Origin of the sequence: Nonomuraea roseola (assembly GCF_039535395.1) — a bacterium.
In the GTDB taxonomy this organism is placed as follows: domain Bacteria; phylum Actinomycetota; class Actinomycetes; order Streptosporangiales; family Streptosporangiaceae; genus Nonomuraea; species Nonomuraea roseola.
Genome location: NZ_BAAAXC010000005.1, coordinates 776,894 through 796,446 on the forward strand (window position 1 = coordinate 776,894; position 19,553 = coordinate 796,446).

Sequence of the window (19,553 nt, forward strand, 5' to 3'; positions counted from 1 at the left end):
GCCCCGTGTGGACCGTCGAGCGCTGGGAGGACGACGTCACCTCGGGTGACGATCTGCTGCCCAGCGAGACCTTCACCGTCGGCGACCAGCCCCGGCAGGACCTGGTCTTCCGCGGCACTCTCGGCGGCGCGGACCACACCCTCCACGCCCGCCTGTCCCAGGGGTTGTAGCAGTTGGCCAGCGTGGCGTCGCAGGCACACGTTTGCAGCCGGTTCCAACCGAGATCACAGTAATGATCGTTAGTACCGTGTCATGAGAAATCTCCGCCTGCTCCTGGGCACGTTACTCCTCGCCGCAACGCTGACCGCGCTCCCGGTCCCTGCCACCGCCGGCGGCGACCCGGCCACGGTCGACAGCGTGCGACTCGGCACACCGGAATCGATTCGCGCCTACTGGACCCAGGAACGCATGGCGCGGGCCACGCCGAAGGACATCGTCGACGGCGCGGTCCGCGGCGCCTCCGGCCAGACGGTCGAGGCAGTCGGCCGCGAGGTGACCGTGGCCGGCGCCGCACCCGCCCGGCCGACGGCGCCCTCCCCGGTCGGCTCGCTGGCGTTCTTCGCCACCCCGACGGTCGGCAAGATCTTCGGTGTCGACTCGGAAGGCCGCGATTTCAGCTGCTCGGCCGGCGCGGTGCCGGGTCCTGCGCGCAACGTCATCGCCACCGCCGGCCACTGCGTCCACGACGGCCCCGGCCGCGGCTGGGCCCGTCTGATGATCTACATGCCGTACTACAACCATCAGCCCGACCCGTCGTACGGCTCATGGACGGTCGCCTGGATGCACGTCTACAAGGGCTGGAGCCAGGAAGGCAAGTCCGGCTACGACTACGCCTTCGCCAGCGTCTGGCCGCGCGGCGACGGCGCCGTGCTCGGTGACGTCACAGGTTTCAACGGCATGTCGTTCAACCGCACCACCAGCTACACCGGTTCTCTGTGGGGCTATCCGGGCATCCCGCCGAGTGAGGGCGGCTGGCAGTACAACTGCAGCGACACCGTCATGGCCATCTTCGGCAACAACCGCGTGGACGACTGCCCGCAGATCGCGCAGCACGGCGCGAGCGGCGGACCATGGATGTACGACTACCGCAACGACCGCATGTGGGGGTATGTCACGACGGTGACCAGCGAAGGCTACATCGGAGAAACAGTCTTCGGTCCCTTCTTCGGTGACAACGCCAGACGGCTCTGGGAGATCGCCGGCGAGCGCGGAGCCAACCAGGGTTGAGGTCCTGTGTCCGGCGCGGTGAACCTTCCGCGGCGGCCGGCGAAGAACGCGATCGAGGAGCACCTCGACCTGCAGGTCGCCTCCGACAGGTCGCAGGTCGAGGAGCGCCTCAGGTCAGCGGCGGTGGCGGTGATGGGCGGCTCGCACCGGTAACGGAGGCTCCCACGCGGCGGACGTTCTCCACCTCGGCGATGCTCCTGGAATACGGGGCGTCAGGCGGGTTCCCGGTGCGGGCCAGCCACGCCGTGACACCGAGCAGCGCCGCCGTCGCGACGGTGACCGCCGTCAGGCCGGCCAGGCCGACGAACCACGCCTGACAGCGACGACGAGGAACGGCGTCAGGATGGCGGCCGTCCGGCGACCAGCGGAGGAGCGCAACGCCAGCACGGCCACCGTACCGAAGGCGGCCAGGAGCAGGACGCGCGCCGGATCGCCAGGCCGCCGCGCGCCAGGTCGAACGCGTCCCGCCAGGCCGGGCTGCTCTGGCCCGGAGTCGAGGCCGCCAGCAGCACGGCCGGCATCTCCTCCTCGTGCCGCAGGACATCGGTGATGATGCCGTGGCCGTGCTGCGGCCCGGCAGCAAGAGCCGTCAGGATCAGGAACGTCGGTTCCTGCATCGACCTGTTTCTTCATGCGGACGATATATGCCGATGATCTGACTATGGTGCAAGCCGAGCTGCGCTGCGCTAGGAGGCTGTGTCCTGGTGGGCGCGGGGTTTGGCCCGCACGTGCATGCGTTCGCCCTGGCGGCCGAACAGGTTGAGGACCTCCACGGGCGTGTCGCCCGCGGGGCCGAACCAGTGCGGCAGGCGGGTGTCGAACTCGGCGGCCTCGCCCGGTCCCATGATCACGTCGTGGTCGGCCACGATGAGCCGCACGCGTCCGGACAGGACGTACATCCATTCGTAGCCTTCGTGCGTGATCGGCCGCGGCTGGTTCTGCTCGGCAGGGATGATCGACTTCCACGCCTGCAGGGGGCCCGGCTGGGTGGTCAGGGGCAGTACGGTCCGCCCGTTGCGGACGAGGGGCTTGCAGCGGATGCGCGGGTCGCCGACCTCCGGCGCGCCGACCAGCTCGTCCAGTGGCACCTGGTGCGCCTGCGCGATCGGCAGCAGGAGTTCCAGGCTGGGGCGGCGCTGGTTCGACTCCAGCCGCGAGAGCGTGCTCTTGCTGATGCCGGTGGCCTCGGCCAGTGCAGACAGGGACACTCCACGCTGGGTGCGTATACGCCTGAGGCGGGCGCCGACCTGAGCCAGCGTGGCGCTTATCGAGGGCTGCTGTTCCATGGGTCCCATTCCACCTCCACTGTTCCAGAAATGGCAACAGAAGTTGTCACCGGCTCCGGGCGGGACGCACCATCGGGGCCGGAGGTGATCGTCATGAACAAGGCGATGAACAGTTATGACGCCGACGCGCGGCCTGCGGCCGACGAGAGACACGACGTGGTGGTGGTCGGCGCAGGAGCGGCCGGTCTGAACGCCGCCCTGCTCCTGGGTCGCGCGCGGCGCAAGGTGGTCGTGATCGACGCCGGGCAGCCGCGCAACGCCCCGGCCGCGCACATGCACGGCTTCCTGTCCCGCGACGGCCTGCCACCGGCCACGCTGCTGGAGCTCGGGCGAGCCGAGATCGCCCGGTACGGCGTGCGCCTCGTCAGGGGCCGCGTGGAGGACATCGACCACGGCTTCTCCGTCCGACTGGAGGGCGGCCCCGTGCTGGACGCCCGCCGTGTCCTGGTCGCCACCGGCCTGCGCGACGAGCTGCCTGACATCCCGGGGGTGCGCGAGCGGTGGGGCAAGGACGTGCTGCACTGCCCGTACTGCCACGGCTACGAGGTCGGCGACCAGCCGCTCGCCGTACTCGGCACGCATCCGGGGGCGGTGCACCAGGCCCTGCTCCTGCGCCAGTGGAGCGACGACGTGATCTTCCTCCCGCACACCCTCGACCTGACGGCGGAGGACCGGGAGCGCCTGGAGGGGCGCGGTCTGCGCATCGTCGAGGGAAAGATCGACCACCTCGTCGTCGAAGGAGGCCGGCTGCGCGGCATCGAGCTCGCCGACGGTCGCGTACTCCCCCGCACCGCCGCTTTCCTCTTCCCGCGGACGGTGGCGCACGACGGGCTGCTGACCCGCCTCGGCTGCGCCAAGGACGACACCGGCTGGATCACCACCGACCGCACGGGCCGTACCAGCGTCCCTGGGGTCTGGGCCGCAGGGAACGTCATCGACCCGCGCGCCCAGGTCGTCACCGCCGCAGGGATGGGATCGGCCGCCGCTTTCGCCATCAACGCCGACCTGGTGGACGAGGACGTCCGCCACGCCGTCGAGCAGCACCGCGCCTCGGCCGCCGCCAGCAGGTAGCCGGCCGGCGTAGCCCGGCGGCACTCCCCCGCCGCCACATTCACGCGGGCACCGGCGCGCGAGCGCAGCCCCGACCCGCCACCTCACCCTCACCCCGCAAAGGAGACTCACTCATGCCCGAGCAGACCTTCCCCGCCTTCGTCATGTACGCCGGAGGCCGCCCCCTCGGCTCGTGGACAGGCACGACTCCCCAGCACGTGCCGCACCACGGTCTCACCTCGATGCTGCGCGACGGGGGTATGGACCGATGAGCGCCGAGGCCACGATCCAGCAGGCACCGGCCGCCCGCGGCAGGCTGCCTCTGGGGGTCTACCTGCTGTCCTTCAGCCTGTTCTCGATGGGCAGCGCGGAGTTCCTGCTCGCAGGGGTTCTGCCGGCCGTCGCCGACGACCTGCAGATCACGCTGTCCTCCGCCGGAGCGCTGATCTCGGCGTTCGCCGCCGGCGTCGTCGTCGGCGGGCCGCCCCTGGCCATCATGACCCTCCGCTGGCCGCGGCGGACGACGCTGGTGGTCACGCAGGTGGTTTTCGCCGCCTGTGTGGCGATCGGCATCCTCACCGACAGCTACGCGGTGCTCCTGGCCACGCGCTTCCTGTGCGGTCTCGCCTACGCGGGATTCTGGGCGGTCGCGGCGGTCACCGCGATCAGCCTGGTCCCGTCCGACCGTACCGCCCGCGCCTCCGGCGTCGTCGTCAGCGGGCTCAGCCTCGCGATGATCGCCGGTGGCCCGGCCGGCGCGTTGCTCAGCTACTACACCGGGTGGCGCGGTGGCTTCTGGGCCGTGGCCGCCGTCACCGTCGCCAGCGCGGTCTTGACGCTCGTGGCGCTGCCCGCCACGAGCGTGCGCGCCGAGGCCAGCGTGAGAAGCGAGTTTCGCACGATGAGGCGGCCCCAGCTGTGGGTGGTCTACGCCGTCACCCTGTTGAGCACCGCCGCCTACATGATCTCGTTCAACTACCTGGCGGCGTTCCTGACCGACGTCACCCGCATACCCGGGGTATGGGTTCCTGCGATCCTGACCCTGTTCGGCGTCGGCGCCCTGATCGGCCTGTCCATCGGGGGCAGGATCGCCGACAGGTTGCCCACCCGCGCGCTCCTGGCGGGGGCGCTCGGGATCGCGGCCTGCTCCGTTCTGCTCGCCGTACTCGCTCGGCACCCGCTGGCCGTCGTCCCTCTGGTCCTGCTTCTCGGCGTCGCCGGATTCGTGCTGAACCCGGCCATCTACGGGCGCGTGTTCGCCATCGCGTCCCAGGCGCCCACGCTCGCGGGGGCGACCACCGTCTCCGCCTTCCAGCTCGGCATCAGCCTCGTTCCTGTACTGGCAGCCGCCGCGCTCAATGCCGGAGCAGGGATCACCGTCATCCCGTGGCTCGGTGCGGGCCTGGCCGCGATAACGATCGTGCCCGTCCTGCTCGACAGGATGATGTCGTCCCGGCGGGCTTGAGAGCGTCGAAGCGGGAACATCGCTAGCTCAGCACCTTGCGGAGCAGCGCACCGAACGCGGCGGGGTGCGTGCTGAGACCCGTGTGGCCGCCGGGGAAGTGGATGAGTTCCGTGCCGAACCGCTCGGCCAGGAAGGCGGCGGGACGGTAGGGCAGTTCACCGCGCGAGTCCGCTCCGCCCGCGAGCACGAGCCGGTCCGACAGAGCTTCCAGGCGATCCACGTCCGGGACATAGGCCATGAAGCTCGGCACGACACGCCCGAGGAAGTAGGGCATGTCCGCCATCGTTCGCTCAGCTCGGGCCGTCGCCTGCGGCGGCAGCTCCGTGGCCGCCTGGGCGTCGACGGGATCGGCGCCGGGCCGCCTGAGTCCGGCCGCGAACTCGGCCGCCGCGGGCATCAGCCCGTCCCTGCGGAACGTGTCCTGGACGCGGGCGAGCAGCGCGCGATGCTCGGCAGCGTCTGGCAGGACCTCCACCACCGGCGGCTCGTGCGCCACGACGCGTTCGATCCGCTCGGGATGGGTGGTGAGCAGGTGCAGCGCGACGATCGCGCCCGAACTGCAGCCGACCACGCGGGCGGGTGCGTCTGGAGACAGCAGCTCCAGCAGCTGCAACGCGTCGTCGGCATGCTGCGCCACCCGCTGTCGGACCTCCGGGTCGTCCAGCGGGCTGCGGGACAGGCCGCGCGGGTCGTAGGAGACGACCGTGTGATCGTCGGCCAGATCGTCGGCGACACCGTCGAAGGAGGCCGCGCCACCCGTGCCGCCGGGGATCAGCAGCAGGAGTGGTCCCCTTCCGCGCACCTCGTAGTGCAGGGTGGCGCCGTCCACGCGCAGGCGGCCAACGGTCGGGTCGGTCATGTCGGGTCTCCTTCATGGTGTGCGGGCCAGCGCTCCAGGAGGGTGTGCAGGGCGTCGAGGCAGCGGACCCAGGAGTCCTCTGCTGGGCGCGCGTGCGCGAATCCGCCCGCGGCCTCGAGGCTGATGAAGCCGTGGAGCGTGCTGCGCACCAGCCGTACCGCGTCGGTCAGGTCGGGCTCGTCCAGCGCATAGGCGCGCAGCATGCCGTAGGTCAGCTCGACCGCACGCCGCGGCCCGGGTGCCCGGGCGGCGAGCTCCGGATCGATCTGTATCGGGATCTGCGTCGCCGTGTACCGGCCAGGGTGGTCGTGGGCATACGCCCGATAGGCGTTCGCGAACGCCACCAGCGCGTCCTTCCCTGCCCGCCCGGCGGTGTCCTCGGCGATGCGAATGGTCTTCTCGTCCGCCGCCAGCAGCGCGATCCGCCCGCGCAGGTCCTCCAGGTTGCGCACGTGCGCATACAGGCTCGCGTCCTTCACCCCGAGCCGCCGCGCCACCGCCGACATGGTCACGTGGTCGAGCCCGACCTCGTCCGCCAACTCGGCACCGGCGAGCGTCACCCGGTCCGCCGTCAACCCGGCCCGCGCCATGCGCGTACCACCCTTCTCCTAGAACCACTTAATTTCAACCTAATGCTATTAGGCTAAACCTTGAGGTCGAAGGATTGCAAAACGAGCCCCATGCCGCTGTTCGCTGGTGTTGCCGCGTGGGCGGCGGAGAGGTGTCCCCCATGAGCGAGCCTGCAGAGGTCTCGCCAAGCGCGAGGCAGTTCCCGCAGGTAAGTGCCCCGCGCCGGCTGGAGGCGCAGAATACAGGTCCGCACAGGCTGCCCGCGGGCCGCCCGATCCTCAGCGCAAGGCGCCGAAGATGAACCTGATCATCGAGCGGGCAAGGGCCTCAGGATCGCCGTCGGCGCTCTCAGGCAGAGCTCCGCTCAGCCACAGACTGGCGAAGCCGTGAGCCAGCGACCAGGCGGCGATCGTGGTCATCCGGTCGTGCGCCGGGCTCGGCGACAGCGTGCCGGCGCTGGCGACGAGCACATTGGCGGCGCGCTCACGCGCGGATGTGATGCTGGGATCGTCGGCGCGGTACAGCTCGGGCCGGAACATCACCTCGGAATAGGGCCGATGGTCGATGGCGAAGCGGACGTAGGCAACGCCGACCTCCCACACGTCAGCGGCAGATCGCTCGAGGGTGTCGGCGAACATCGCGAAACCCTCGGCGGCCACGGCTGTCAGCAGGCCCTGCTTGTCACCGAAGTGATGGGCGGGGGCGGCGTGTGAGACGCCCGCCCGCCGGGCCAGCTCACGCAGACTCCACCCCGCGGGGCCGGATTCGCTGATGGCCTGAAGGGCGGCGTCGATGATGACGCGCCTCAGGTTGCCGTGGTGGTAGGCCGGTTGGTTGATCTACCTCACCTCCGAGCTCCAGTGCTTCCGCGTGACGACCTCACCCTATCTTGACATTGACAAGATAGCCAGTCTCCTCCAATCTTGCCGATGACAAGATTGGAGGACGGGATGGTTCCGTTCATCGCCCTCACCGGCGGCTTCGTCGTCCTGCGGCTGATCGGCCTGGCCGGTATCGACGCACTGGACGCCTGGCAACCCGCACTACGCGGCGCTCTCGCCCTGATGTTCGTCTTCACCGGCGTGCCGCACTTCCTGCCCTCATGGCGCCGCGACTTCGTCGCGATGATCCCGCCGGCATTCCCGCACCCGGCCATGCTGGTCACCCTCACCGGCGTCCTGGAGCTGGCCGGCGCCGCCGGGCTGCTGCTCTCGCCGGTCGCGCCGTACGCCGCGATCGGGCTGGCACTCCTCATGATCGCCATGTTCCCGGCCAACGTCTCGGCGGCCCGCCGCGGTCTCACCCTGGCCGGCAAACCGGTGACTACCCTGCCCACCCGTACGGCCCTGCAGGTGCTCTTCATCGCCGCCGCCGTCGCAGCGGCCGTGTGAGCTACGCCCCGATCATCACCAGCTTCGCCCACACGGCCCAAGACGATCAAAGGAGTGGCGTCCAGAAGGAGCTCGGCGAGAACACCCTGGCCGGCAGCGAACGTGAGCGCCTGGCCGCCGCGCTGGCCATCGCCGAGCGGGCGATGAACGTGGCCGCCACGGCCGCAAGCGGGGGGTTGCCGGGCACGACGCTGGACCGCACTCTGAGCTGAAGACGGCCACGACAGGCGCGGCCAGGGGCCGACTGTCGCTGCCGCCCACGCCCCAAAAGCCCAACCGGCCTGGTCCGCCTCATACCCGCCGAGATCCGCCGTCTCCTGGCACACCTGAGCGCCGCCACCCGTCTCCTCGACCCGACCCTCCAACGAGCTCTCGGCCTGGTCACAGCGTCGGCGACAACACCAAACACGCGCCCGCAGCAGCCATTACTGGAAACGCTGGCTCCGCCCCCACCAGATCCAGGTGTAGATCACAAAGCCTGGTCGGCTGTTGCTTTGCGCGCTCGGCCCGGGCGGTGATGGCCTCGACCTGCGCGGCGTGCGCGGTGGCGAGCTCCTCTTCGAGGAAGACCAGCAGTTCCTTCATGCTGCGGGCAACCCGGTCAGGCTTGGTGATGACCAGCGCGTCGCCCGGCTCCAAGCTCGCCACGGTCGTGGCCAGTTGGGCCGCTCGGCGCGGCTGGTGGAGATGACATCCGGCGGCTGGTCCGCCGGGGCGGCCGGGCTCGCGGCGATCGGTCAGGTTCTGCAAGAGACGCTGACCGGCGACACACGCCCCGTCGTGCGCGGACTCCGCCTTGAGGGCTGCACCGGCACACTGGCCCACGCGGTACTCACTCACCTGCCGGACCACTTCGAGATCATGGCCTTCCACGAAGACCCCCGCCTATCGACCCATCAGCTGATCGAGTACCCCGCCCACGTTCCGGGCTCATCGACCAGATGCGCGTCGACCTGGCCGCGCGATTGATCGCGCTGGAGCAGAAGACCAGCCCGTTCGTGGGGCCGATCCCGGCAGAGCATGCGCAGGCCGCCCGGAGGGTGCGGCCGGTCCTGGTGGGCGAGGTCCGCTGCGTTGAGCGCCCGCTCGACGGCCGCCTGCGACATCCTTCCTGGCGAGGGCTGCGCACAGACTGGTCTACGGCCAAGGTGGCGCCGATCGGTCGGCGCCACGCAGGCTGATGCGTGAGCAACAAAGGACGAAGTCGCAGGTCAGCGGTCCATACGAATATCAGATCATCGAACCTTGCCCAAATGAGGAGAGGGACGGTGGGGCCCGGCGGGTAGTTCATCGCGAGGGAGTGCTGTGCTTTCCCAGACGACTTGCAAACGGACACGAAGTGGAGGGGAGAGCGGTGCGTTATGGAATCGAAGGCGTCCGACGGTTCGGCGCTGCGCGAGCGGCTGGTTATCGAGCTGGTGACCTCACCTATGTATTCAACATTTGCAACGGCTTCGACCGGCAGCTGCGTGATGCCGGACACACCCGGGCGTTCTACTGGGCTAACGACGCATGCTGGGAGACCGATCTCCGTAGCTCGGACCTGGGGGGCGCGGACGGCAACTGGTCCGATGACGTCGACGTCTTCTTCATCCTGACGCATGGACGAATGAACAACGGGGTGGCCTCTCTTCTCTACAACACGAAAGCCGACAGCTGGGAGGCAAGGTCGGACATGTGGCGCCTGGGGGACCGATTCATCGAATGGCTCTTCATCTATGGCTGTCACACCATCGACATTGAAGACCCGACAAGCCACTGGGACGTCTTTCAGCGTCTCCATCATTTCTGCGGATCCTGGGGCGACATGTGGGATGGGATCACCACGGACGAGGTCGGCGAGGACGTCGCCGACAATCTCACAGACGGATACTCCGTCGTCGGCTCCTGGATCGACGGGGTATCCGACTGGTGGGTGAACAACCATGCCGCCGTGGTCGCGTCCGAGAGGCAAAGCACATGGAACGGCGGCAACATCGATTGGTCGAACACCACGATGAATCGTGATCACGTATGGGGACATGGCGTCGTGGTGGGAGACGTCCGCCCTCGGGACAAATACTGGCTCAGCTGGGTTTTCGTGCTTCCTCTCGACATTCGCGTATCCGGCGGCGGGTGGAGGGTGCTGAATCATGTCTGAGATGAACGAGTCGCTTGCCGATGCGCTGCTCGAAAAGCTCACACATCATGCCGAGCACGCACCGGTTTACGAGCTGAGGCAGCCGAGCGTCACCGAACTCGTCGAGCGGGCACACCAATGGGGTGGACGCGTCCTCGGTACACCGATCGATCGCGATGCGCCACGCATCGACCTCTGCCACCGCACGGACAGCACGGTGATTCGACTGCCTGAGGGCGGGACGGTGAAGATCTACCACGCGTCCGGCGCGATGATGATCGCGCGGCGGCTGGAACCGGTATCTCACACCTTCGGATCGCAGGTCGACCATGAGCGGGTCATCGAGCGTGCCACCGAGGTCATAGAAGGGCTTGACATACCGACGCGTCCTGTGAGCGGTGAACGGATCGAGGTGGAGCGACTGTGGCAGATCAACGCCCAAGGGATGACACAGCGGGGAGACGTCGGAAAGCCGGTTGTATGTCGAGTGGTGTCGGCATTCCGTCGCTACGTAGACGACTTTCCCGTATGGGGACGTGCATCGGTGTTCGTGAAGCTGGCGGCCAACGATCTGGTCGAGTCCGTCGGAGTCGATTGGCGGGAGCGGATCACGGAGGCAGTCGATCACGTGAGGTTGATCGAGCCGAACGACGCGGTTCGCTGTGTGCTCGCCGAGCTCGCCGTGAACACGCCAGGCCACCTGCCGGAGATCGATGAATATGAGCCCGAACTGTTCGCCGTCGGGTACTTCTCACTTCCCAAACGGCGCCCGCAGGGCTTTCTCCAGCCTGTGTACGTGGCGGCGCTACGAGCCCGTGGGGACACGACGATGAGTCGCCTTGTAGTGGTTCCCGGAGCGGTGGCGGCATACGAGTCGCTCAGTCGCATCGCGGCCGCCCCGCCACATGAGGCGGCGCGGACCTGACCTGGCGCTCCAAGGGCCGTCCCAGTCGAGAACACCGGCGGCGGCTACGTCAAACCCGGCAGCGAGGCCATCGCCACGGTCACCGAACATCTCGCCCATCGTGCAGGAGCCCTCGGGGCGGTCGGCCAGGCGGGCCAGGTCGGAGGCGGTCCCCTGCAGCGCCTGGGCGCTCCGGCCGCGCGCACGCACGCCTGGTCGCGTTAAGAACACGAAGTGGGTCCGTGACGCTGAGGCGCGGGCGAGTGCCCTGAAGAGGGCCGACGCCCCGGCGGAACAGGTAGAGGGCGAAGTGTCGGCGGCGCGTGAGACCGATGAGGAGATGTGGGACCTCCTCAGCGAGCTGCGGGTGCTGTCCCCGCTGCACGTGGTGGAGGCGGCCGATCAACCGCGCGCACAGACCAGAGCGCATATGGAAACGGTCCGCGACCAGCAGGCCATGACGGAGGACGACGACTCGCAGTGGAGGCGCGCGCTCCAGGCTGCGAAGGTGTTGCTGCAGATCACTTAGTGCAGGCCGGCGTGGCGGCTTCGAGATTTCACGCGACGAAACCACCCCGTCGACCCCGGTCTGCCCCGTGCGCGGTGCACCGATCGGAGCAAGCCCGCACCGGCTGCTACACGGCGCGGGTCAGGGTCTCGGAGGCGGACCGTTGACGTGAGTATGCGTTGTCTCCCGCGTTGCTTGCTCATCCGCCTGACACCGCCGGGTTACTCTGCCATCGATTACCAGTCATGAACACCAGGCACGTTCGAAACGCCAGGCCCCCTCCGCAGACCCCGAGGAGACCCATGTTTCGACGACTCGGCCTCGTCATCTCGACCTTCCTCGCCACCCTCACCGCCCCCGCCGCCGTCGCCGCCCCTTCGGTCACGGTCGTCAACGTCGCCCACCGCGGCGCCTCCGCCTACGCGCCGGAGAACACCCTCGCGGCCTTCGAACTGGCCGACGAGCAGGATGCCGACATGGTCGAGCTCGACGTCCAGGAGACGAGAGACCACCACCTGGTCCTGATGCACGACACCACCCTGGCCCGCACCACCGACGTCGAAAAGCTCTTCCCGCACCGCGCGCCCTGGCGGGTCGGTGACTTCACCCTCGCCGAGATCCGCAGGCTCGACGCGGGATCGTGGTCCTCCCCCGAGCACCGGGGCGAGGCGGTGCCCACCCTGGGCGAGGCGCTGCAGGCGATGAGCGGGAGCGGGCTCGGCCTCCTGCTGGAGATCAAAGCGCCGCACCTCTACCCGGGTATCGAGTCCCGCGTGGCCGAGGAGCTGCGCCGTAACGTCTCCTGGCCGAGCAGGCTGGTGGTGCAGTCGTTCGACTGGGGCTCGATGCGCAGGTTCCACCGGGTCATGCCGCAGGTCCAGACCGGACTGCTCGGCACGCCGTCGACAGGGCAACTCGCCAGGCTGGCGGGGTTCGCCGCTCAGATCAACCCGCCCCACCACGAGCTCACCGCCGACTACGTCCGGCGTGTCCATCGTCACGGCATGGAGGTCTTCGCCTGGACCGTCGACGACGCCGACATCATGCGCCGCGTGATCTCCTACCAGGTGGACGGCATCATCACCAACAGGCCGGACGTGTTGGACGAGGTCACCGACGCTTGACCGCAGCCCGCCGTACGGCTCGCATGGATCCGCTGGCGGGCCGGCGCGGTCAGCATGAGCCCCTGGGGCGCGAGCGTAAGACGCCGAGGGTCCCCACCGGCGATGAAGCGCTCCCGCGTCTCTGCTCCCGGACTGTTCGCATCGCCGTAGAGGGGCGTCGGAGACTCACGGGCGTGACCGGCGACGCGAGCCGCGGACAGCCCGGGAGATCAGCGAGACAGCTACCGTTTCTGGGCCGAGATGATCATGTGAGTGCCGAAGAACTTCTTCTTCCACGCTATGGAGGCGAAGCCGACTCGACGAAGGATCGCGACGACCTCTTCTGGAGTCATGAATCCGAGTGTGGATTCTTGCAGGTATGTGTATGACTCACGATCGCGGGCGACTATCTGGCCGAGAAGGGGAATCAGAACGCGAACCCCCAGAGTCACCGGGTAACGGAGCAGTCCTTGGGGCGGGCAAGTCTCCAGAATGACGACCCGGCCCCCGCGTTTGAGCACCCGGTACTGCTCTGCGAGCACGCGCTCGACATCATCGACATTGCGGAGGAGATAACCATGCGTGACGGCGTCGAAGGACTCGTCGCCGAAGGGCAGATCGTTCGCATCCGCATGCTGCCATTTGATGGCGGAGGCCCCCGGTTTGCTGGCTGCTTCCGTCAGCATCCGCTCCGAGAAGTCGACGCCATGGATGGTCGCGTTCGGATACTTCTCCAGCGCGGCAAGAGCGATGACGCCTGTTCCGGTGGCGACATCGAGCATGCTTCCACCTGAAGGCACTCGCGTCCTCGCTGCGACGTCACGACACCAGGCGGCATGTCGCCCCAGTGTCATGAGTCGATTCATCCGGTCGTAGTAGTCAGTGATCTTGTTGAACGTTCGCTGGACCTCCTGACCCTGGGACGACGGCGGATCAGGCGATGGCATCTGTGCGCGCTCCTCAGTCACCCTGCCACCCTGCCGTGGTCATCGCCGGGCCTCCTCCCCCGCCCGGGGGAGGAGCGCCCCTCGCACGGGGGATCACCGGGCTCGCCCGGTCGCGTCACCTACAGGGTCGATGATCGCTCGCAGGCGCGTGAGCACGCGAGATGCGGCGCGACGCTCGACGATGCAGCTGACCGTCTGGTGATCTCCGTCAGCGGCCGGGCGGGCCTGTGGTCGTCGATGCGCTCACGGCAGGGGCGAGGTGCTAACTTGGCCACATGACCAACTTAGGCGATCGACCAAGTTCGGTGCGTGGGGGTCGGCGTCGAGAGCAACTGGTGGACGCCGCTGTCGCGCTGCTGTGCGAGGGGGGATGGCCGGCCGTCACCACGCGTGGTGTGGCCGAGCGCGCGGACACCAATCCTGGACTGATCCACTACCACTTCGGCGGACTGCCCGGTCTGCGTGCGGCGATCGCCGGACGCGCAGGGGATCTGGTCATCAACCCCCTTGTCACCGAGCTCCTCGCCGCGGTGGACGAGCGGGCGGCGCTGGTGACGGTACGGCGTCTGCTGCCTGCGGCCACGGGTGACGAGCAGACGACCCGTCTGGCCGTGGAGCTGATCGCCGGGGCGACGCGCGACCCGGCCCTCGGCGAGGTTCTACGGGATCAGCTGCGCGAGGCCCGCGGACAGATCGCCGACCGTATCGGACAGCTGCATCCAGGCTGGCCGCCCGCGCGGCTGACCGGAGTGGCCACCCTGATCGCCGCGCTGATCGACGGGTTGATGCTGCACTGCATGCTCGACCGCGATCTGCCTTCCGGGGAGGCGCTGGCCGCGGTCGAGGACCTGCTGGATGAGGAGCAGGCATGAGGGTTCTCGGCCCCGGGCTGGTCAGAGCGCGCAACACGTTCGCGGCCGGTTCGGCGGCGGCACCATCCTGACGTCGCAGGACGCCACGACATCCCTCGACGTCGGAAAGGACCGAACGATGCAGATCGTCAACAAGCCAGGCCCGCCGACCGGACTGCGCCGCGTACTGTGGCGACTGCCCATCCGGCTGTACCGGATAGGGCTGGGCCCGTTGCTGGGGCGCCGGATCATGCTGCTCACCCACATCGGCCGAGCCTCCGGCCGGCCCCGTCAGGCCGTCATCGAGGTCATCGAACACGGCCGGCACGGCTATGTGGCGGCCTCCGGCTTCGGGCCGCGCGCCGACTGGTACCAGAACGTCATGAAGACCCCGAACGTCAGCATCCAGCTCGGCGGCCGGGTCCTCCAGGTGACCGCCATCCCCCTTCCTGCCGACGAAGGCGCGGCCATCATGGCCCGGTACGCGCCGCGCCATCCGGCCGCCGCCCGCCGGCTGTGCAAGATCATGGGGTTCGCGGTCGACGGCGGCGCGGAGGACTACCGTGAGGTCGGGCGGCGCATTCCGTTCGTACGGTTCACCCCACGCGCCGACCGTACGACCGAGACCTGACGATCGATCATCACAATGGATCGGGCGACATGCCGGCTCATTCGCTCGCCGCCGGGGCCAGGGACATGTTCCAGAACTCGGCGTAGCGGCCACTGCGGGGCAGCAGTTCGTCGTGGCTGCCTTGCTCCGCGATCCGGCCGCCGTCCAGGAAGACGATGTGGTCGGCGCGCTGGACGGTGCGCAGCCGATGCGCGACCATCACGACCGTCCGGCCCGCCATCAGGCGCTCGATGCCCTCGTGGACGGCCGCCTCGTTGACCGGGTCGAGTGCGGAGGTGACCTCGTCCAGCAGCACGATGGGCGCGTTCTTCAGCAGCGCCCGCGCGATGGAGACGCGCTGGCGCTCGCCGCCGGACAGCAGGGCGCCGCCCTCGCCGACGTTCGTCGCCCATCCGCCGGGTAGCCGCTCGATCACCTCGTCCAGGCGCGCCGCGGTCGCCGCCGCCCGCACGTCGGCCTCGGAGGCGTCGGCACGGCCGAGGCGCACGTTCTCCTCGATCGTGCCGTCGAAGAGATAGACCTCCTGGAAGACGATGGCGATCTGCGCCATCAACACCTCGGTGTTGATGGAGCGCACGTCCACGCCTCCCACGCGCACCGCGCCGGAGTCCACGTCGTAGAACCGCGCGAGCAGTTGCAGCAGGGTGCTCTTGCCCGCGCCCGACGGCCCGACGACGGCGAGCCGCTGTCCCTCGGGCACGGACAGCGACACGTCGTCGAACACCGTACGGTCGCCGTGCTTGAAGGTGACGGACTCGAACGCCAGGCCATGGCCCACCGGCTGGATCGGCTCGGCGGCTTCCGGCAGCGGCTCGGTACGCAACACCGTGTCGAGTCTCGCCAGCTCGGCACGCGCGTTGCGCACCTTGCCACCGATATCCGACAGCGACAGCAACGGATCTGCGCAGCGGGCGGCGAGCACCAGGATCGCCAGCACCTCTGCCGCGCCGATGCTCCCGCCGAGCGCCAGGTAGGCGCCCAGGACCAGCAGCACGGTGAACATCATCTGCACCACGAGCGTCAGACCCACCGCACCGGACAGCGCCGACAGCGTGGAACGGCGGGACGCGCGCTGAACCTCCCTCAGCGAGTCGTCGAGCAGCCGGAAGCGTTCGCCGGTCCGGCCGCCGGCCCGCAGCACCGGCTGGGCCTGGAGATATTCGATGACCCGCCCGGTGGCCTCCTGGCCGCGTTCCGCGCGCTCCTCGTCGCCTGCGGCCATCGAGCGTCCCGTCCAGATCTGGATCGCCGCCACGACCGGGGCGGCGACCAACGCGGCCAACCCCATCTGCCAGTTGAAGGCGAGCATCACGGCGACGATCGTCAGAGGGGTCACGCAGGCGGAGATGAACGGTGCCAGCAGATGCGCGATCACGCTCATCGCCTGCAGGACGCCCTCACTGGCCAGGACCGACACCTCCCCGACGCGGCGGGCGCTGTACCAGCCGATGGGCAGTCGGGCCAGGTGGCCGCCGAGCCGCTGGTACATCCCACGCAACAGCGCGATCCCGACGCGAAAACCGGACAGGTCGCTGTAGTAGCGCAGCGCCGCGTAGATCGCGACCACGGCCCCGAACGCGATCAGCGAGGGCCAGGCGTCCCCGGGCGTGCTCCCGAACAGTGCCCGCAGCACGGGAACCAGCAGTGCGTAGGACAGACCTTCGGCTATCGCGGTCGTCGTCATCAGGGCCACGGTGCGACGCATCGGCTGGGCGTACTCGTGTCCGAGCACGCGCAGCAGCATTCGAATCATCGGGGCTCGTCTCCTTGCAGGACGCCAGGGTGGGTTTCGGTCTCGTCAGCGATCGCGGATCGGTGGGATTGCCAGAGCGCGGCGAACTTTCCGTTCTGTGCCAGCAGCTCGGTGGGCCTGCCGCGCTCGACGATCGACCCGTTCTCCAGCACCACGACGGTGTCGGCGTCGGCGACCGTCTCCAGGCGATGGGCGATGACCAGGATCGTCCGATCGCCACCCAGCGTCGCCAGGGCCCGGCGGACCGCCTGTTCGGTCTGCGGGTCGGCGAAGGAGGTCGCCTCGTCGAGCACCAGAACGGGCGTGTCGGCGAGCAGCGCGCGAGCGAGCGAGATCCGCTGCGCCTCGCCACCCGACAGCCCGGCCTCCTCACCGATCACCGTGTCGTATCCGCGCGGCAGCTCGAGGATGCGGTCATGGATGTTCGCCAGCCGGGCGGCGCGAATCACGTCGTCACGGTCGGCATGCGGTACCGCCAGCGCGATGTTGTCGGCGACCGACGCGCGCAGCAGGCGAACGTCCTGGAAGACGAAGGAGACCATCCGGTAGAGCTCCCGGCTGCCGATCTCGCGTAGATCGGCACCGCCCAGGACGACCGAGCCGTGGGTCGGGTCGAAGAAGCGCGGCAACAGCTGGACCAGCGTGGACTTCCCGCTTCCCGACGGGCCGACGATCGCGGTGACCGTCCCCGGCTCGAGCACCAGGTCGATCCCGCGCAGCACCTCGTGATCGGCCTCGTAGCCGAATCGGACGCCGCGCAGTTCCACCCGGTGCCCCTGTGGCGCGACCGGGTGCGCGGGCTCCGCCAGCGGCGGCACCTCGAGCACGTCGCGGATCCGGCCGACCGCGCGCCCTGCGGCCTGCAGCTCGTCGAAGCCATGGCCGAGGGCCGCCACCGGAGCGGTCAGGCCCAGTCCGAGCAGCAGGAAGGGCAGCAGATCCGAGGGGGCCAGGGAGCCGCCCGTGATCAGAGCCGTTCCGCCGATCAGCACGACCAGCAGCACGAACGGCGGCGACAACGCCACCTGCATCCCGGCACCGATCCCGGAGATACCACGCACCAAGCGGGAGAAGATGCCGACGAAGTCGTCCACGGCCGTAAGGAATCTGCGGTGGGCGCGACCGGATCCGCCGAACGCCTTGACCACCGCGATACCCTGCACGAACTCGACGACGGAACTCGCGATCCGTCCCATGGCCCCGTCGAACTCCTTCTGCTCGCGCAGCCGGGTCGGGGTCATCATCAGCGGGATCAACGCCACGGCCAGCACCACCGGTATCAGCGTGATCAGCGTGAGCCGCCAGTCGATGGTGAACAGGTAGATCAGCGACACCAGCGGCACCACGAAGGCGGAGACGAGCTCGCCGGGGGTGTGGGCGATGAACGGGTGCACGGCGCCCACGTCCTCCCCCACCACCTTGGCCAGCTCGCCGGTCCCGCGCCTGGAGAACCAGCCGATCGGCACCCGACCCAGCCGCGCGGCCAGTTGCCGGCGGAACGTCAGTTGCACCTGGCCGTCGACAAGATGCCCGATTCCGGACGATGCTGCGGTGAACAGCAGCCGAACGAACAAGCCGACCGCACCTGCGATCACGACGATCCAGACATGATCGTGATCAATGGGGCCGGGCGACAACAGAGTACGACCCAGTTCGACGACCGCCAGCAGCGGCGCCAGACCCGCGACGGCGCCGATCACCTGCAGGATCACAACGGCGGCGAAACTCCAGATATAGGGGCGCAGCAGCCTTGCCATGCTCTGCCCCGGCGCGGAACCGGTGTCCGGTGGTGGTGTGGACTGCTCCCTCGCCTGGGCAAGGTCGATGGCGTTCATCGCTCTCCCGTCTTCGTCGGTCTCGTCGCGACCAGGCCCGTGGCGATCCGATGGTGGATCGGCCACGGGGTGGACCACTGGGGGGTTGCGGCATGGGGTGGATTGCTGGTCAGTCCCGGGCGGGGAGCGGATCGCGGTCATCGCTCTGCTCAGCCCCTGAGGGTGGGCTGGTCCGGCGCAGGACGGTGAGGGCGACGAGGACCGCGGCGACCAGGAGCGCGGCGCTGAGGGTCAGGCCGAGCGCGTACCCGTCGTTGAGGGTCTCGGGTGTGGCGGTCTGGCCGGTGCGGTGGTGCGCCACGGTGCCGAGCACGGCAAGCCCGAGCGAGGCGCCGATCTGGCGTGAGCTGTTGAGCAGGCCCGATGCGGTGCCGGTCTCGTGGCGCGCGACGCCGGCGGTGGCGATGGAGACGAGCGGTCCTAGGCAGAGCCGAAGCCGACGCTGGCGACGATCGAGGGTCCCAGGACGTCGGTGGCGAAAGCGCCGTCCGGGCTGATCAGGCCGAACCAGGCGAACCCGGTCGCGGTCAACAGTCCACCGACGACCAGAAGCGTCCGCGGCGCGAGACGGTAGCCGAGTTTGACGGCGAGCACGGAGCCGGCGACCACGCCGAGGGCCAACGGCAGGAACATGAGCCCGGTCAGCGCCGGCCCCGTTCCGAGCACTCGTTGGAGGTAGAGGGAGACGAAGTAGAAGGCCGAGGCGAGGGCCGCACCGACCAGGAGGTTGTAGGCGTTCGCACCGACGACCGAACGGTTGGCGAACAGGCCGAGCCGGATCAGCGGTTCGCGGGTGGTGGTCCGCTCGACGTGGAAGAAGGCGACCAGCAGCGCGGCGGCGACCGCCAGGGTCGTCACGGTGACCGGCGAGGTCCACGGATACTGGTCGGTGCGGACGACGCCGAACACCAGCAGCGTCATGCCCGCCGTGGCCAGGACGGCACCGAGGGACATCCGGACGGCTGCTGCGAGCCGGGGGCGGGCCCGCGGCGACACCCCTCCAGACCAGGGCCAGCGCGCAGGCGGCCATGGGCACGTTCACGAACATCACCCA

General features: G+C 69.1%; 26 protein-coding genes and 1 pseudogene. 15 read left to right on the top strand and 12 right to left on the bottom strand.

Annotated features, from left to right (window positions below):
- The first annotated feature begins 5 nt into the window (after positions 1–5).
- From ABFX55_RS05605 to ABFX55_RS05615, 3 genes are all read left to right on the top strand, one after another.
- Entirely contained in the window at positions 6–170 is a 165-nt protein-coding gene (locus tag ABFX55_RS05605) for a hypothetical protein (RefSeq protein ID WP_346118237.1), read from the top strand.
- 82 nt (positions 171–252) lie between these two features.
- Entirely contained in the window at positions 253–1,227 is a 975-nt protein-coding gene (locus tag ABFX55_RS05610; protein WP_346118238.1) for a trypsin-like serine peptidase, read from the top strand.
- Positions 1,228–1,233: 6 nt separating this feature from the next.
- Entirely contained in the window at positions 1,234–1,380 is a 147-nt protein-coding gene (locus ABFX55_RS05615) for a hypothetical protein (protein ID WP_346118240.1), read from the top strand.
- A 185-nt stretch (positions 1,381–1,565) separates the two neighbouring features.
- Here ABFX55_RS05615 and ABFX55_RS05620 read toward each other — a convergent pair whose 3' ends face one another.
- Together ABFX55_RS05620 and ABFX55_RS05625 are read right to left on the bottom strand one after the other, a co-directional pair.
- The gene (locus ABFX55_RS05620) at positions 1,566–1,844 is read right to left on the bottom strand and encodes a hypothetical protein (RefSeq protein WP_346118242.1); all 279 of its coding nucleotides are present in this window, start codon (positions 1,842–1,844) and stop codon (positions 1,566–1,568) included.
- A 69-nt stretch (positions 1,845–1,913) separates the two neighbouring features.
- The gene (locus ABFX55_RS05625) at positions 1,914–2,513 is read right to left on the bottom strand and encodes a helix-turn-helix domain-containing protein (protein WP_346118244.1); all 600 of its coding nucleotides are present in this window, start codon (positions 2,511–2,513) and stop codon (positions 1,914–1,916) included.
- A 93-nt stretch (positions 2,514–2,606) separates the two neighbouring features.
- Between ABFX55_RS05625 and ABFX55_RS05630 the strand changes: the two genes are divergently transcribed.
- The 3 genes from ABFX55_RS05630 to ABFX55_RS05640 all read left to right on the top strand — a co-directional run bounded on the left by ABFX55_RS05630 (position 2,607) and on the right by ABFX55_RS05640 (position 5,028).
- Positions 2,607–3,584: an NAD(P)/FAD-dependent oxidoreductase gene (locus tag ABFX55_RS05630; protein ID WP_346118245.1), complete on the top strand. Its 978-nt coding sequence runs from the start codon at positions 2,607–2,609 to the stop codon at positions 3,582–3,584.
- Positions 3,585–3,697: 113 nt separating this feature from the next.
- Positions 3,698–3,835, top strand: coding sequence for a hypothetical protein (locus tag ABFX55_RS05635; protein WP_346118247.1), 138 nt, complete (start codon positions 3,698–3,700; stop codon positions 3,833–3,835).
- Positions 3,832–5,028 (top strand): MFS transporter, encoded by a 1,197-nt coding sequence (locus ABFX55_RS05640; protein ID WP_346118248.1) that lies wholly within the window; start codon positions 3,832–3,834, stop codon positions 5,026–5,028. Before ABFX55_RS05635 ends, ABFX55_RS05640 begins: the two co-directional genes overlap by 4 nt.
- 22 nt (positions 5,029–5,050) lie before the next feature.
- Here ABFX55_RS05640 and ABFX55_RS05645 read toward each other — a convergent pair whose 3' ends face one another.
- The 4 genes and pseudogenes from ABFX55_RS05645 to ABFX55_RS05660 all read right to left on the bottom strand — a co-directional run.
- On the bottom strand, positions 5,051–5,887 hold the full coding sequence (locus ABFX55_RS05645; protein ID WP_346118250.1) for an alpha/beta fold hydrolase: 837 nt from the start codon (positions 5,885–5,887) through the stop codon (positions 5,051–5,053).
- Positions 5,884–6,477 carry a TetR/AcrR family transcriptional regulator gene (locus ABFX55_RS05650; RefSeq protein WP_346118252.1) on the bottom strand — a complete coding sequence of 198 codons (594 nt, stop codon included), beginning with the start codon at positions 6,475–6,477 and terminating at the stop codon, positions 5,884–5,886. The genes ABFX55_RS05645 and ABFX55_RS05650 overlap by 4 nt, the downstream gene beginning before the upstream one ends.
- A gap of 258 nt (positions 6,478–6,735) precedes the next feature.
- Entirely contained in the window at positions 6,736–7,095 is a 360-nt protein-coding gene (locus tag ABFX55_RS05655) for a TetR-like C-terminal domain-containing protein (protein ID WP_346118254.1), read from the bottom strand.
- A 30-nt stretch (positions 7,096–7,125) separates the two neighbouring features.
- Positions 7,126–7,296 (bottom strand): annotated as a pseudogene (locus ABFX55_RS05660) (TetR/AcrR family transcriptional regulator); the annotation flags it as partial.
- A 90-nt stretch (positions 7,297–7,386) separates the two neighbouring features.
- Between ABFX55_RS05660 and ABFX55_RS05665 the strand changes: the two are divergent.
- Together ABFX55_RS05665 and ABFX55_RS05670 are read left to right on the top strand one after the other, a co-directional pair.
- Complete coding sequence (locus ABFX55_RS05665) at positions 7,387–7,848, top strand: DoxX family protein (protein ID WP_346118255.1); 462 nt, start codon at positions 7,387–7,389, stop codon at positions 7,846–7,848.
- Entirely contained in the window at positions 7,845–8,060 is a 216-nt protein-coding gene (locus ABFX55_RS05670; RefSeq protein WP_346118257.1) for a hypothetical protein, read from the top strand. Before ABFX55_RS05665 ends, ABFX55_RS05670 begins: the two co-directional genes overlap by 4 nt.
- A 169-nt stretch (positions 8,061–8,229) precedes the next feature.
- Here ABFX55_RS05670 and ABFX55_RS05675 read toward each other — a convergent pair whose 3' ends face one another.
- Positions 8,230–8,721: a recombinase family protein gene (locus ABFX55_RS05675; RefSeq protein ID WP_346118259.1), complete on the bottom strand. Its 492-nt coding sequence runs from the start codon at positions 8,719–8,721 to the stop codon at positions 8,230–8,232.
- A gap of 59 nt (positions 8,722–8,780) precedes the next feature.
- On the opposite strand from ABFX55_RS05675, the gene ABFX55_RS05680 reads away from it, so the two are divergent.
- The 5 genes from ABFX55_RS05680 (at position 8,781) to ABFX55_RS05700 (ending at position 12,503) form a co-directional block, all read left to right on the top strand.
- Positions 8,781–9,029 carry an ATP dependent DNA ligase gene (locus tag ABFX55_RS05680; protein WP_346118308.1) on the top strand — a complete coding sequence of 83 codons (249 nt, stop codon included), beginning with the start codon at positions 8,781–8,783 and terminating at the stop codon, positions 9,027–9,029.
- 173 nt (positions 9,030–9,202) lie between these two features.
- Complete coding sequence (locus tag ABFX55_RS05685) at positions 9,203–9,988, top strand: DUF6345 domain-containing protein (protein ID WP_346118261.1); 786 nt, start codon at positions 9,203–9,205, stop codon at positions 9,986–9,988.
- Entirely contained in the window at positions 9,981–10,892 is a 912-nt protein-coding gene (locus ABFX55_RS05690; protein WP_346118263.1) for a hypothetical protein, read from the top strand. Before ABFX55_RS05685 ends, ABFX55_RS05690 begins: the two co-directional genes overlap by 8 nt.
- Positions 10,893–11,211: 319 nt before the next feature.
- The gene (locus tag ABFX55_RS05695; RefSeq protein ID WP_346118264.1) at positions 11,212–11,400 is read left to right on the top strand and encodes a hypothetical protein; all 189 of its coding nucleotides are present in this window, start codon (positions 11,212–11,214) and stop codon (positions 11,398–11,400) included.
- A gap of 281 nt (positions 11,401–11,681) precedes the next feature.
- Complete coding sequence (locus ABFX55_RS05700; RefSeq protein ID WP_346118266.1) at positions 11,682–12,503, top strand: glycerophosphodiester phosphodiesterase; 822 nt, start codon at positions 11,682–11,684, stop codon at positions 12,501–12,503.
- Positions 12,504–12,724: 221 nt separating this feature from the next.
- On the opposite strand, the gene ABFX55_RS05705 is transcribed toward ABFX55_RS05700, so the two are convergent.
- Entirely contained in the window at positions 12,725–13,429 is a 705-nt protein-coding gene (locus tag ABFX55_RS05705; RefSeq protein WP_346118310.1) for a ubiquinone/menaquinone biosynthesis methyltransferase, read from the bottom strand.
- 335 nt (positions 13,430–13,764) lie between these two features.
- Here ABFX55_RS05705 and ABFX55_RS05710 point away from each other — a divergent pair, with 335 nt between their 5' ends.
- Both ABFX55_RS05710 and ABFX55_RS05715 read left to right on the top strand, forming a co-directional pair.
- On the top strand, positions 13,765–14,301 hold the full coding sequence (locus tag ABFX55_RS05710; protein ID WP_346118268.1) for a TetR/AcrR family transcriptional regulator: 537 nt from the start codon (positions 13,765–13,767) through the stop codon (positions 14,299–14,301).
- Positions 14,302–14,419: 118 nt separating this feature from the next.
- Positions 14,420–14,911, top strand: a complete 492-nt coding sequence (locus ABFX55_RS05715; RefSeq protein WP_346118270.1) for a nitroreductase family deazaflavin-dependent oxidoreductase — start codon at positions 14,420–14,422, stop codon at positions 14,909–14,911.
- Positions 14,912–14,948: 37 nt separating this feature from the next.
- On the opposite strand, the gene ABFX55_RS05720 is transcribed toward ABFX55_RS05715, so the two are convergent.
- The 4 genes from ABFX55_RS05720 to ABFX55_RS05735 form a co-directional block, all read right to left on the bottom strand.
- Positions 14,949–16,664, bottom strand: coding sequence for an ABC transporter ATP-binding protein (locus ABFX55_RS05720; RefSeq protein ID WP_346118272.1), 1,716 nt, complete (start codon positions 16,662–16,664; stop codon positions 14,949–14,951).
- Positions 16,661–18,499 (bottom strand): ABC transporter ATP-binding protein, encoded by a 1,839-nt coding sequence (locus ABFX55_RS05725; RefSeq protein ID WP_346116492.1) that lies wholly within the window; start codon positions 18,497–18,499, stop codon positions 16,661–16,663. The genes ABFX55_RS05720 and ABFX55_RS05725 overlap by 4 nt, the downstream gene beginning before the upstream one ends.
- 109 nt (positions 18,500–18,608) lie before the next feature.
- A complete protein-coding gene (locus ABFX55_RS05730) occupies positions 18,609–18,812 on the bottom strand; it encodes a hypothetical protein (RefSeq protein WP_346118273.1) in 204 nt (67 codons plus the stop codon).
- A gap of 107 nt (positions 18,813–18,919) precedes the next feature.
- Positions 18,920–19,453 carry an MFS transporter gene (locus tag ABFX55_RS05735; RefSeq protein WP_346118275.1) on the bottom strand — a complete coding sequence of 178 codons (534 nt, stop codon included), beginning with the start codon at positions 19,451–19,453 and terminating at the stop codon, positions 18,920–18,922.
- Between the last annotated feature and the right edge of the window lie 100 nt (positions 19,454–19,553).

Excerpts from the sequence above, each read along its gene's own strand:
- ABFX55_RS05610 (WP_346118238.1), top strand. The coding sequence starts at position 253 with ATGAGAAATCTCCGCCTGCTCCTGGGCACGTTACTCCTCGCCGCAACG.
- ABFX55_RS05620 (WP_346118242.1), bottom strand. The coding sequence starts at position 1,844 with ATGCAGGAACCGACGTTCCTGATCCTGACGGCTCTTGCTGCCGGGCCG.
- ABFX55_RS05625 (WP_346118244.1), bottom strand. The coding sequence starts at position 2,513 with ATGGAACAGCAGCCCTCGATAAGCGCCACGCTGGCTCAGGTCGGCGCC.
- ABFX55_RS05630 (WP_346118245.1), top strand. The coding sequence starts at position 2,607 with ATGAACAAGGCGATGAACAGTTATGACGCCGACGCGCGGCCTGCGGCC.
- ABFX55_RS05635 (WP_346118247.1), top strand. The coding sequence starts at position 3,698 with ATGCCCGAGCAGACCTTCCCCGCCTTCGTCATGTACGCCGGAGGCCGC.
- ABFX55_RS05640 (WP_346118248.1), top strand. The coding sequence starts at position 3,832 with ATGAGCGCCGAGGCCACGATCCAGCAGGCACCGGCCGCCCGCGGCAGG.
- ABFX55_RS05645 (WP_346118250.1), bottom strand. The coding sequence starts at position 5,887 with ATGACCGACCCGACCGTTGGCCGCCTGCGCGTGGACGGCGCCACCCTG.
- ABFX55_RS05650 (WP_346118252.1), bottom strand. The coding sequence starts at position 6,477 with ATGGCGCGGGCCGGGTTGACGGCGGACCGGGTGACGCTCGCCGGTGCC.
- ABFX55_RS05655 (WP_346118254.1), bottom strand. The coding sequence starts at position 7,095 with ATGTTCGCCGACACCCTCGAGCGATCTGCCGCTGACGTGTGGGAGGTC.
- ABFX55_RS05665 (WP_346118255.1), top strand. The coding sequence starts at position 7,387 with ATGACAAGATTGGAGGACGGGATGGTTCCGTTCATCGCCCTCACCGGC.
- ABFX55_RS05690 (WP_346118263.1), top strand. The coding sequence starts at position 9,981 with ATGTCTGAGATGAACGAGTCGCTTGCCGATGCGCTGCTCGAAAAGCTC.
- ABFX55_RS05695 (WP_346118264.1), top strand. The coding sequence starts at position 11,212 with ATGTGGGACCTCCTCAGCGAGCTGCGGGTGCTGTCCCCGCTGCACGTG.
- ABFX55_RS05700 (WP_346118266.1), top strand. The coding sequence starts at position 11,682 with ATGTTTCGACGACTCGGCCTCGTCATCTCGACCTTCCTCGCCACCCTC.
- ABFX55_RS05705 (WP_346118310.1), bottom strand. The coding sequence starts at position 13,429 with ATGCCATCGCCTGATCCGCCGTCGTCCCAGGGTCAGGAGGTCCAGCGA.
- ABFX55_RS05715 (WP_346118270.1), top strand. The coding sequence starts at position 14,420 with ATGCAGATCGTCAACAAGCCAGGCCCGCCGACCGGACTGCGCCGCGTA.
- ABFX55_RS05720 (WP_346118272.1), bottom strand. The coding sequence starts at position 16,664 with ATGATTCGAATGCTGCTGCGCGTGCTCGGACACGAGTACGCCCAGCCG.
- ABFX55_RS05725 (WP_346116492.1), bottom strand. The coding sequence starts at position 18,499 with ATGAACGCCATCGACCTTGCCCAGGCGAGGGAGCAGTCCACACCACCA.
- ABFX55_RS05735 (WP_346118275.1), bottom strand. The coding sequence starts at position 19,453 with ATGTCCCTCGGTGCCGTCCTGGCCACGGCGGGCATGACGCTGCTGGTG.